The sequence below is a fragment of the Galbibacter sp. PAP.153 genome (genome assembly GCF_037029175.1).
GTDB classification, from domain to species: domain Bacteria; phylum Bacteroidota; class Bacteroidia; order Flavobacteriales; family Flavobacteriaceae; genus Galbibacter; species Galbibacter pacificus.
In genome coordinates this window covers 1-11,355 of the sequence record NZ_JAZEUN010000014.1, presented here as the reverse complement: position 1 = coordinate 11,355, position 11,355 = coordinate 1, and the positions used below count along the sequence as shown (strand labels likewise).

Annotated in this window: 10 protein-coding genes; 4 read left to right on the top strand and 6 right to left on the bottom strand. The window is 37.6% G+C overall.

Annotation, left to right across the window (positions count from 1 at the left end; translation table 11 throughout):
- Positions 1–40: 40 nt before the first annotated feature.
- Both UXI14_RS10310 and UXI14_RS10305 read right to left on the bottom strand, forming a co-directional pair.
- On the bottom strand, positions 41–520 hold the full coding sequence (locus UXI14_RS10310) for a winged helix-turn-helix transcriptional regulator (RefSeq protein ID WP_277899306.1): 480 nt from the start codon (positions 518–520) through the stop codon (positions 41–43).
- 100 nt (positions 521–620) lie between these two features.
- Entirely contained in the window at positions 621–1,754 is a 1,134-nt protein-coding gene (locus UXI14_RS10305) for a M14 metallopeptidase family protein (RefSeq protein WP_335966067.1), read from the bottom strand.
- Between the two features lie 304 nt (positions 1,755–2,058).
- Between UXI14_RS10305 and UXI14_RS10300 the strand changes: the two genes are divergently transcribed.
- The 3 genes from UXI14_RS10300 (at position 2,059) to UXI14_RS10290 (ending at position 3,426) form a co-directional block, all read left to right on the top strand.
- Entirely contained in the window at positions 2,059–2,487 is a 429-nt protein-coding gene (locus tag UXI14_RS10300) for a helix-turn-helix transcriptional regulator (protein ID WP_335966066.1), read from the top strand.
- Complete coding sequence (locus UXI14_RS10295) at positions 2,488–2,871, top strand: hypothetical protein (RefSeq protein WP_335966065.1); 384 nt, start codon at positions 2,488–2,490, stop codon at positions 2,869–2,871. It abuts the gene before it with no gap.
- A gap of 90 nt (positions 2,872–2,961) precedes the next feature.
- On the top strand, positions 2,962–3,426 hold the full coding sequence (locus tag UXI14_RS10290; protein WP_277899310.1) for an MgtC/SapB family protein: 465 nt from the start codon (positions 2,962–2,964) through the stop codon (positions 3,424–3,426).
- Here UXI14_RS10290 and UXI14_RS10285 read toward each other — a convergent pair.
- The 4 genes from UXI14_RS10285 to ychF all read right to left on the bottom strand — a co-directional run bounded on the left by UXI14_RS10285 (position 3,423) and on the right by ychF (position 10,287).
- A complete protein-coding gene (locus UXI14_RS10285) occupies positions 3,423–6,044 on the bottom strand; it encodes a DNA gyrase/topoisomerase IV subunit A (protein ID WP_335966064.1) in 2,622 nt (873 codons plus the stop codon). The genes UXI14_RS10290 and UXI14_RS10285 overlap by 4 nt on opposite strands.
- A 52-nt stretch (positions 6,045–6,096) precedes the next feature.
- Positions 6,097–7,950, bottom strand: coding sequence for a DNA topoisomerase IV subunit B (locus UXI14_RS10280; protein ID WP_277899312.1), 1,854 nt, complete (start codon positions 7,948–7,950; stop codon positions 6,097–6,099).
- A 100-nt stretch (positions 7,951–8,050) separates the two neighbouring features.
- A complete protein-coding gene (locus UXI14_RS10275) occupies positions 8,051–8,968 on the bottom strand; it encodes a DMT family transporter (RefSeq protein WP_335966063.1) in 918 nt (305 codons plus the stop codon).
- 227 nt (positions 8,969–9,195) lie between these two features.
- Positions 9,196–10,287 carry a redox-regulated ATPase YchF gene (gene ychF / locus UXI14_RS10270; protein ID WP_335966150.1) on the bottom strand — a complete coding sequence of 364 codons (1,092 nt, stop codon included), beginning with the start codon at positions 10,285–10,287 and terminating at the stop codon, positions 9,196–9,198.
- Between the two features lie 340 nt (positions 10,288–10,627).
- Here ychF and UXI14_RS10265 point away from each other — a divergent pair, with 340 nt between their 5' ends.
- A complete protein-coding gene (locus UXI14_RS10265) occupies positions 10,628–11,158 on the top strand; it encodes a hypothetical protein (RefSeq protein ID WP_335966062.1) in 531 nt (176 codons plus the stop codon).
- Positions 11,159–11,355: the final 197 nt, after the last annotated feature.

Here is an 11,355-nt window from a genome sequence, read left to right as displayed (position 1 = left end):
AGTATTGAGAGGGCTTGATTATAGATTTTAAACAGATATTTTACAAATCGTTAAAAATAGTGTGCATTAACCTACGTTTATCATTGATACTTTCTTCCAATGAAATCATGGTCTCTGTTCGGGATACACCGTCAATATCGTCTACCTTGAAAATTATCTCTTTGGCATGTTTTGTATCTTTTGCCCTTATTTTACAGAAAATATTGAATTTCCCTGTGGTAATATGCGCCACTGTTATGTAAGGAATTTGGTTTAGCCGTTCTAAAACAAACTTGGTCTGATGTGTTTTCTCTAAGAAAATTCCAACATATGCTATAAAAGAATACCCTAATTTAACATAATCAAGAGTTAGTGAGGAGCCTTTAATAATGCCGGCATCCTCCATTTTCTTCACCCTAACATGAACTGTACCCGCCGATATCAAAAGTTTTTTTGCAATATCCGTAAAGGGGGTTCGGGTATTTTCAATCAACATGTCAAGAATTTGATGGTCTACCTCGTCTAATTTAAATTTCGCCATAGTTATTTTATTATCTTTAAAGAATAAGCAAAAAAAATAAAAAAAATTGAATAATCCATAATCGTTTGCTGAATATTTTTTTAACAAAACCTTAATTTCTTTAAATTTTCTTTAAAAATTCTGTTAAATAACTATTGTTTAACCTGTCAATTTCAATAGGCGCTACTTCTATTTTACTCATAGTTAATTCCTTATGCCCATAAAAGTGTAAATGTGGCTCTATATGCTCCACAGAAGGGATAAACTCTATTTTATCATTTAATAATGTTTCCTTAAAGAACACTGCTATGTCATTATATTCAATACCATTTTTAGTTTTGACAGGAAATTTCCTTAAAATAACATCATAAAACAGCTTATCGTTTTCAGGGATTTCAAAATAACCATGATATTTTTTGCCGGTTATTTCGGTTTCACCAATATAATTAATAGCTGCAACCAATGCATATGCTATGTATTTTCGGGTTTCTTCCCGTTCGTAATCGTCTGGGAAATGGCCAGATTCAAATAAAATGGTTGGAACACCCATCGATTGAAACGTATCCCCCACGCAATTAAGGTTAAAACCGTCGTCGTACCTTCCTACTTGTTTTGGAATAAATTTTTGCAACATTTTATCAATGGCTGCAATGACTTCCATACTTTTCTTTCTGTTGGCGGTAACCTTTCTTTCTTTGTCTTCAGCAGGCGTTAAAAAAGAAACCGTTGCCGGGTGCCTAGATTTTCCTGCACTAAATATGGTACGCTGATCGTGCAGATTAAAGCAGAAATGAGGCTTGAACTCATTAAAAACGTTGCGCAAAAGCCTGCTTTCGGGTTGCGACAAGTTTTGTGCATCCCTGTTAAGGTCCACTTCATTGCTATTTACCCGTGTATATGCAGCAGCTCCATCTGGATTGAGCATCGGGATAATGCACAAGGTAAAGTTGTTTATAATATAGGTGCGAAAAGCTTCATTGTTTTGTATAAAGTATAGCAAATCCAACACGGCTTTTGTTGTGGTCGATTCGTTTCCGTGCATTTGCGACCACATTAAAATCCTTTTTTTACCATTGCCTATATATATGGTGTGAATGGGTTTTTGTAAAACAGAATTGCCAATATGCGAGATTTTAAAAGCCGCCTCATATTTTTTTAAAATAGGTTCAATATCCTGTTTGGTAAGATATCTACCGGTAATTTTTGTCTCTTTATAAGTTGAATATGCTGTTGTGTAAAAGGTAATTAAATCCATAGCTACTTTTAAGGTTTACAAATGTAAAATTATATTAGTTCACAAATGTAAACTGCATAAAATAACAAATGTAAATTATTTTTATATCATTTCAATGGCAATTTGTTTCCATTTGTATACGGATTAACATGTACATTTCATGATTTTTATATAGTTAGTTTAATTTACTGTATTTCAATTACTTAAATGTAACTATCTAAATATAAAATTGAGTATAAATAGACTAATATTGCATTAATTATTGGATAACTCAGCTATAATGTTTACATTTGTAACATTCACTACTATCAAAACGTGGTTTACAATGGTAAACAAGGAAGATTTTATAGAACGGCTGGAAAAAGTGTTGGATTATTACGATTTATCAGCTTCGGCTTTTGCAGATAAAATTGGGGTGCAACGTTCCTCTATTTCACATTTGTTATCGGGAAGGAACAATCCTAGTTTGGATTTTATCATGAGAATTCTTCATAATTTTCCAGAAGTAGAGCTTTACTGGCTCCTTAACGGAAAAGGAAGTTTTCCTGCTGAAGTTGAAGAAAAGGGAGTTTCGTCCACTGCATCAAACTTGTTTGCAGGTACTGAGGACGAAAATACTGAAATAGATAACCAACAATCCGCAAATGAAGCACCGATTGATACAATATCAGGTCCTGTGCAAAAAAATGAAATTGCCCGCATTGTAGTCTTTTATAAGAATGGTACCTTTGAAGAATATAAAAATTCAAATTAAATGAAGTATCCTGTATTGTTTTTATTGTGCTTTTTAATGTTTTCTTCATGCTACCAGACCGAAAGAAATTGCAGCGATTTTAAAACCGGTGAATTCGAATTTACCTATAAAATTAACGGCGAAGAAAAAACAAGCAGGTTTGTTAGAAACGATTCTATTGAAGTGGATTATTATGAAAGCGAAATAGACTCCAACACAGTGCGGTGGATCAACGATTGCGAGTTTATTGTGAAAAAAATAAATCCAAAATCGAGAAACGATGCCAAGGCGATACACATGAAAATCCTTACGACCAATAAGAATACCTATCTTTTTGAGTATTCTGCCGTTGGGGATAAAAAAAACAAACAAAAAGGTACTGCTACCAAAATTAACGACCTTTAATAGCCTTCACAGACCTAGGTAATTTCTTCATAAAAACAATTTTGTGCGTATTTAAAGATATGAATATTAAGAATTTTCATATTTTTAAGTATGATTGGTATTGAATTGATAACGGAGAGCATAAATGCACCCAATTTTATCCTTAAAACAACAGCCGCCACTATATCGGGGCTGCTTATTGGTTTGGAAAGGGAGTACAAAGGAAAAAGTGCCGGTTTAAAAACAAATACTTTGGTGGCCATTGGCGCCTGTACTTTTGTAATTATTTCCTTGCAGTACGAGCATCAGTTCGGGGTGGATATTACCAGGGTATTAAGCCAGGTAATTGTCGGGATTGGCTTTTTGGGTGCTGGCGTGATACTTCAAAAAGAAGATAAAATAAAAGGGCTTACAACTGCCGCCACCATATGGTGCAGTGCTGCTGCCGGTTGCTTGGCGGCCGCGGGACTTTATGTGGAACTTGCCCTCATGACAATCTTGGTGGTGCTTATAAATGTAGTTTTTGGGTATGTCGACACAAAAATTGAAAAAAATAAAAAAAGAACCGACGATTAATCAAATAATGTTGGGCCATCGTCCCCTTTTTTTGAAGCGTTATTTTCATTGTCGTTTTCGGCACTAACGTTTTCTTCATCATTTACTTCCATATCTTTTGGCTCGACTTCTTCGGGTTCTTCAAATGGTAATGAATCTAGAATGTTTATTTGGTTTATTTTTTCTTTAGTTAACTGATTTCCAATAGCATTAATACCTTTTATTGAAATAAATTCTTCAATATTAACTTCCATGTTTGGTTTACGCTCTTTACCTCTTTCCTTGGTAAATTCCACATCAACCACGGGCCTCCAATCTGTAGAGACAATCTCCAATTGAGAGTCTGGGTGTTCCGATATAAAAGATTCTTCCCTCCCTTCGTTTTCAATTAAAAACCGTTTTACGTAAAACAATTCTTTTTCGCCGTTGTAATAAATGGCCGAGACAGGCTTTTTAGGGTTCCATTTTTCCAAAACAATCATATTGCTTTCAAAATGCATGGTTAATTCCGGGGTCACCGTTTTTGCTATTCCATTTTGGGTGATTATAAGCAATTTATCTTCTCCTTTAAACGCCCCTAAAAGGTCGCCTCGCCCATCTACATTTAGCCTTTGCACGGTTTCGTCGTACCATATTTTGCGCGGTTTTAAGGTAGAAACCCCTTTTTCTTTAAGCTCGATGCGTTTAACGGCATATTTGCTTACGATATTACCTTTGGAGTTTCGTCCTTTTATCATAATATCGGCAAAATCCACATCCCATTTTAATTTTTTAATGCTTCCTACCTGACGCAAGAAAACGGTAACAACTTCTGCTTCGCCGTTCGGGTTAGCCGAAAAGTAATGCACATAAGAACCCGACTTGCCATTTGTTAGGTCGTATTCCTTGTCGCGGGTAGTGCTCGACACATAAAAACGTTTAATATAAGTAGCGCCACCTTTACCATCTTTGTAGATCATGTTGTAAATGGTGCGCTTGTCTTTTTTCTTGAACACGGCAACATGGATAATGTCTTTCCCGATAAACGTTTTGGTGTCTACCTTGGTTACCATCATGATCCCGGTAGCGGTAAATACAATAATGTCGTCTATATCGCTGCAATCGCAAACATATTCGTCCCGTTTTAGGGAAGTGCCAATAAAGCCTTCTTTTCGGTTTACGTAGAGTTTTGTGTTTCTTATAACAACCTTTGACGCTTCAATATCGTCGAAAATCCTTATTTCTGTTTTACGCTCCCGTCCTTCACCGTAAGTTTTTTTCAGATGAGTGAAATAATCAATTGCAAAATCAATAAGATGTCCCAAATGATGCTTCACCTTTGCAATATCTTCTTCAAGGGCGTCAATTTTTTGCTGGGCTTTATCGATATCAAATTTAGAAATACGCTTGATCCTTATTTCGGTCAGCCTAACAATATCTTCTTCCGTTACGGGTCTTTTTAAATGTTTTATATGAGGTTTTAAGCCGTTATCGATAGCACTGATGACCCCTTCCCATGTTTCCTCTTCTTCGATATCGCGGTAAATCCTGTTCTCGATAAAGATACGTTCCAGTGATGCAAAATGCCATTGTTCTTCTAACTCGTTTAATTGAATTTCAAGCTCCTGTTTTAGTAATTGTACCGTATTGTCGGTAGAGCGCCTTAGCATTTCGCTCACCCCGATAAACAAGGGCTTGTTATCTTCAATTACACATGCCAATGGAGAAATTGATGTTTCGCAGGCCGTAAAGGCATAAAGTGCATCAATGGTTTTATCGGGGGAGATCCCCGATGGCAAATGCACTAGAATTTCTACTTCGGCAGCAGTGTTGTCTTCAATTTTCTTTATTTTAATCTTCCCTTTGTCGTTTGCTTTTAAAATGGAATCTATCAGACTGGAAGTATTGGTGCCAAATGGAATCTCGTTGATTACAAGCGTGTTTTTATCGTATTGAGAGATTTTGGCGCGAACACGTACTTTTCCGCCCCTATTCCCGTCGTTATAATTGGTAACGTCCATAATGCCGGCCGTTGGGAAATCTGGGTAAATAGTAAAGCGTTTTCCTTTTAAGTGCTTAATGGAGGCGTCTATAAGTTCTACAAAGTTGTGCGGCAGGATTTTTGTGGAGAGCCCAACAGCAATTCCTTCTGCGCCCTGGGCCAATAAAAGCGGGAATTTTACCGGAAGGTTGATGGGTTCTTTTTTTCTTCCGTCGTAGCTAAGTTGCCATTCCGTAATTTTTGGGCTATAAACTACTTCGAGCCCAAATTTAGAAATACGGGCTTCAATATATCGCGGTGCTGCGGCGCTATCGCCGGTTAATATGTTGCCCCAGTTTCCTTGGGTGTCTATTAACAGGTCTTTTTGGCCGATCTGTACCATGGCGTCCCCAATACTGGCATCGCCATGCGGGTGGTACTGCATGGTATGCCCGACAATATTGGCCACTTTGTTGTAACGGCCATCGTCCAGTTCTTTCAAAGAATGCATAATTCTGCGCTGTACCGGTTTAAAACCATCTTCTATGGCGGGTACTGCACGCTCTAAAATTACATATGATGCATAATCCAGAAACCAGTCTTGGTACATTCCGCCTACACGCGTTATTGTTTCCTGATTGTTATTTTCTTCCGGATTGAGTTCTGTATTTTCTTCCATACAAAATTAGCAGGTTCTTTGTTTTATTTTATGAACTATTGATTTTTAATACTTAATCTTCAACTACATCAAGTTCTACTCGAAGATTATTTATGATAAATTTTTGCCGGTCAGGGGTGTTCTTGCCCATGTAAAATTCCAATAGGCTTTCTATGGACATGGCTTTGTCCAGCATTACGGGGTCCAAACGGATATCATCGCCGATAAAATGCTTGAACTCATCCGGAGATATTTCACCCAGCCCCTTAAATCGGGTTATTTCGGGTTTCCCCTTTAGCTTTTCAATGGCCGCTTTTCTTTCATCCTCGCTATAGCAATAAATAGTTTCTTTTTTGTTTCGCACTCTAAAAAGCGGAGTTTGGAGTATGTATAAATGTCCTTCTTTTATCAATTCTGGAAAAAACTGCAAGAAAAAGGTAATTAACAACAAACGTATGTGCATCCCGTCAACATCGGCATCGGTAGCAATTACAATGTTGTTGTACCGCAGGTCCTCCATGGATTCTTCTATGTTCAAAGCTGCTTGGAGAAGATTGAACTCTTCATTTTCATACACAATTTTTTTGGACATTCCGTAGGTATTCAACGGTTTTCCGCGTAAACTAAATACGGCTTGTGTATTGACATCCCTGGATTTTGTAATGGAACCCGAAGCAGAGTCCCCCTCGGTAATGAACAGGGTTGTTTCCAGGGCGCGTTCATTTTTGGTATCTCCCAAATGAACCCGGCAATCCCTGAGTTTTTTATTGTGCAGGCTTGCTTTTTTAGCCCGTTCCTTGGCCAGTTTCCTAATACCGGAAAGTTCTTTTCGCTCGCGCTCCGCAGCCAATATTTTTCGTTGTACCTTATCAGCAACTTCTGGATTTTTATGTAAAAAATTATCCAGTTGCGTGCCAATAAAATCGTTTATGTAGGTTCTTACCGTTGGCAGGTCACCGCCCATATCGGTCGAGCCCAGTTTTGTTTTGGTCTGGCTTTCAAAAACAGGCTCCATTACTTTAATGGAAATAGCCCCTATAATTGATTTTCTGATATCGGAAGCATCGTAATTTTTTCCGTAATAATCGCGCAATGTCTTTACAATAGCCTCCCGGAAAGCTGCCAAGTGCGTTCCCCCTTGCGTGGTGTTTTGTCCATTAACAAACGAATGGTACTCCTCGCTGTATTGAGTCCTACTATGCGTTAAGGCCACTTCTATGTCGTTTCCCCTTAAATGGATAATGGGGTAAAGCATATCGTCTTTATTGGTGGTATCTTCCAATAAATCTTTTAATCCGTTTTCCGAATAAAACTTTTCCCCGTTGAATACAATGGTTAACCCCGGATTGAGGTATACGTAATTACGTACCATTTTCTCGATGTATTCATTGCGGAATTTATAGTTTTTAAAAATGCTCTCGTCGGGCACAAAAGAAACTTTGGTACCCCTCCTCCTACTGGTTTCATCCAGTTCTTCTTCGTTTACAAGGTTTCCCTGTTCGAATTCGGCGGCTTTGGACTTGTTGTCGCGGTTAGACTCGACCCTAAAATAGGTAGATAAGGCATTTACCGCTTTGGTCCCGACCCCATTTAAACCCACCGATTTTTTAAAGGCGCGCGTGTCGTATTTACCACCGGTATTCATTTTAGACACTACATCCACTACTTTCCCCAGCGGGATGCCCCGACCGTAATCCCTTATAATCACTTTGTTTCCCTGAATGGAAACTTCAATGGTTTTGCCGGCCCCCATGACAAATTCGTCTATACAGTTGTCGAGCACCTCTTTTATCAGGATATAAATACCATCGTCTGCAGAAGAACCGTCGCCCAATTTCCCAATGTACATCCCAGGTCGCATACGGATATGCTCCTTCCAATCCAACGAACGTATATTATCTTCTGTATACTTAGTAGTTTCTGACATAAAAATATTAGAAATGGGTTTCGTTGCTAATATAATGTTTCATCGTTTAATATGAAACCCCTTACTGCTAAAGTAATTAACAAGCTTTTTACTGAAATTGTTAAGAACCTGACTTTTTGTAAGTTGATTTGTTTAATGATATGGCTATTATTCCTACAATTACCAATAATGTCCCTCCCAATTGAAGCATTGTTAAATGTTCGCCCAAAAATATGGAAGCCAAAATTATGGTAGAAATGGGTCCCAATCCACCTAAAATCGCAAAATTTGAAGCTCCTATTTCCTTTATGCAGTACGATACCAAATACGAAGGGATAACCGTGGAGAGCAAGGCCATCCCCAACCCCAGCCAATATACGTTTGCGTTGTAACCCAATAAAGTTGTATGCTCAAAAATAAGGTAGTGCAAAACCACGGCACCGCAAGATATTATCATGGCATACGAGGTAAAGCGGGTTACCCCGAATTTTGGGATCAGCCAATCGCTTCCGGTTAAATAAGATGCATATGTTAATGCGCTTAAAAATATAAACGTAGCCCCTAATAAAAATTGCGAGCCTTCTATGCCCAATTCGTCCCAAAAAGAAACCACAACCCCAAAATAAGTAAGCAATATGGCCATTAACTGGACTTTGGTGATGGGTCTTTTTAGAAAAATGCGCGATAACAGGACCACTATCGTTGGATAGATAAACAAAATGATACGTTCTATGCTTGCTTTTATATATTGAAGTCCGATAAAATCGAAATAACTGGCCAGATAATAGCCTATTATTCCAAAAACAACAAGCCAGAGATATTCTTTTTTTCCCTGTTTTTGTTCGCTTTTTTTGGTAAAGAGCAAAACCAGCACATAAAACGGCAACGAAAACAACATTCTGAACATAAGTAAATTAACAGCAGTTACATTGTACTGATATGCCAATTTTACCATTACTGCTTTGGCCGAAAAAAGAATTACGCCCAAAATGCCGATTGCAATGACGATCCACGTAAAGCCCTTTTTGTTTTTTATCATTGGTTTATAAATTTTTGGTAAGCGATCTATTAAATTACTGGTAAAATTATAATTTCTTCTTTTTTTTATCCGTAAACGAAAAATAATCCTACAATATTCAATTCAGCTTAAAACTCATAATCGATTAAAAAACAATAGATTAAAATAGGTTTGAGTTGATGCCTTAAAAAAAGAGGCTTGAACTGCACCTACAGTTCAAACCTCTTTTATGTGCTTTTTTGGATGTTTTATACATTAAACCTAAAATGCATTACATCGCCGTCCTTTACAATATATTCTTTGCCTTCTACACGCATTTTACCGGCTTCTTTTACTTTGGCTTCACTTCCGTAGTTTACATAATCATCATAACCGATAACTTCTGCACGGATAAAACCCTTTTCAAAATCGGTATGTATTACGCCCGCAGCCTGTGGTGCGGTAGATCCAATGGGGATTGTCCAAGCCCTAACTTCTTTTACTCCCGCGGTAAAGTATGTTTGAAGGTTAAGCAATTTATATGCAGCACGTATTAATTTTGAAGCGCCCGGTTCGTCAAGGCCTATGTCCTCCAAAAATAATTGTCGTTCTTCATAATCTTCCAGTTCGGCAATATCGGCCTCGGTGGCAACGGCCAAAACAATTACTTCGGCGTTTTCATTTTTTATGGCATCTTTAACCTTGTCTACATGTGCGTTTCCAGACTTTGCCGCACTTTCATCAACATTGCATACATAGAGAATTGGTTTTGCGGTAAGCAACTGGAAGCTTTTCATAAACTCCTCTTCGTCTTCATTAACATCAACGGCACGTGCCGAAATACCACTTTCCAGGGCTGTTTTAAATTTTTGAAGCAATGCTTGCTCCTTCTGTGCATCTTTATCACCTGTTTTGGCGGCCCTGTTTACCTTTTCAAGACGTTTGTCTACTGTTTCCAAATCTTTGAGCTGAAGCTCTATATCTATGGTTTCTTTATCTCTAATAGGATTTACATTGCCGTCCACATGCACAATATTGTCATTGTCAAAACAACGTAGCACATGAATTATAGCGTTGCATTCGCGTATGTTGCCCAAAAACTGGTTTCCAAGCCCCTCGCCTTTGCTGGCTCCTTTTACCAATCCAGCAATGTCCACAATTTCTACGGTAGCGGGCATTACCCGCTCTGGGTTTACAAACGACTCTAATTTTTCCAACCGGCTGTCCGGTACATTTACCACCCCTAAATTGGGCTCTATGGTACAAAACGGAAAGTTGGCACTTTGCGCTTTGGCATTAGATAAGCAGTTAAATAAAGTTGATTTCCCAACATTTGGCAATCCTACAATTCCGGCTTTCATGAATGAGTTTTTGAAATTTGCGAGTGCAAATATAGTCAATAGTTTTAAGAATCTACGCTGGGCATTATCGATAATATTAGAACTTGTACAAGGAACAAAACCGGTAAGGCCAGCGCTATACCATTTGCGTTGCGAGAGCATTTTTTCTTTTTTTGGTTCCATTGATACATAAATCATTTTATGATTATCAAAAAATTGATAATCAATACATTATATTGTTGTTCATTTACATTTAATCGCCCTAGGCTTAACAAATACTTATCATTCATTATGAGGGTATTAACATCCTTTGCAATATAAAACACGTATATTATAGTATATAATCAAAACAAAAAAAGACATGAAAAGTTTAATCTTATCAACAGTATTAATTCTAGCAACTTCTTTTGCCTTTGCGCAAAATAAAGATGTACTGGAAGAAACGGTAACAAAAACTACAACGGTTAAAGACAACAAAGGAGAAGAACAATCACAACAGAGTGTTGTGGTCCGCAAGGAGCAGAACATTAATTTGAGTGAAGCCGATAGAAACAAAATTAATCAGGAAAGAGTAGCTTCTCCGGTAAAAATAACAAAACATGAAACCATTATAGATGGAAATGTGCAAACGGTGCTAGACAACAACGCATCTTTTACCTGTGAAGGGGTTGAGTGCGATTTTTCGCCGAGCAATCAAGGTTTTATTATTGGCGGCAACGACAATACCTTAAAAGCTATCAGTTATAAGTCGTCCAGCAATGATTTTATAGTGGAAACCGAAAAAGGTAACGGAATAGGTTATTTTGATAGTAATGCAAATTTTGTTATCGAGTATTACGACAAAGACCAAAATAAAATAGTTAAGCGCGTATACACAGCTCAACAACAATAGTATAAACATACGTAAATAAGAAAAAGGCGGTCTACAATGGAGGGCACTGAAAAAGATATCCTTTTTGAAGATAGCGATGAAAACAAAACGGTCTTGGAATTCAATTTCCTTGACCGTTTTTCTTTGCGATTTTGTTGAAAAATGACTGGCTACTGGTTTGAAAAGCTAAAATTGGGTTGAAATGGCATCACCTGAGT

Bases quoted from the DNA above. Each gene is read 5' to 3' on its own strand.
- UXI14_RS10310 (WP_277899306.1), bottom strand. From the start codon at position 520: ATGGCGAAATTTAAATTAGACGAGGTAGACCATCAAATTCTTGACATG.
- UXI14_RS10290 (WP_277899310.1), top strand. From the start codon at position 2,962: ATGATTGGTATTGAATTGATAACGGAGAGCATAAATGCACCCAATTTT.
- UXI14_RS10280 (WP_277899312.1), bottom strand. From the start codon at position 7,950: ATGTCAGAAACTACTAAGTATACAGAAGATAATATACGTTCGTTGGAT.
- ychF (WP_335966150.1), bottom strand. From the start codon at position 10,287: ATGAAAGCCGGAATTGTAGGATTGCCAAATGTTGGGAAATCAACTTTA.
- UXI14_RS10265 (WP_335966062.1), top strand. From the start codon at position 10,628: ATGAAAAGTTTAATCTTATCAACAGTATTAATTCTAGCAACTTCTTTT.
- UXI14_RS10300 (WP_335966066.1), top strand. From the start codon at position 2,059: ATGGTAAACAAGGAAGATTTTATAGAACGGCTGGAAAAAGTGTTGGAT.
- UXI14_RS10275 (WP_335966063.1), bottom strand. From the start codon at position 8,968: ATGATAAAAAACAAAAAGGGCTTTACGTGGATCGTCATTGCAATCGGC.
- UXI14_RS10285 (WP_335966064.1), bottom strand. From the start codon at position 6,044: ATGGAAGAAAATACAGAACTCAATCCGGAAGAAAATAACAATCAGGAA.
- UXI14_RS10305 (WP_335966067.1), bottom strand. From the start codon at position 1,754: ATGGATTTAATTACCTTTTACACAACAGCATATTCAACTTATAAAGAG.
- UXI14_RS10295 (WP_335966065.1), top strand. From the start codon at position 2,488: ATGAAGTATCCTGTATTGTTTTTATTGTGCTTTTTAATGTTTTCTTCA.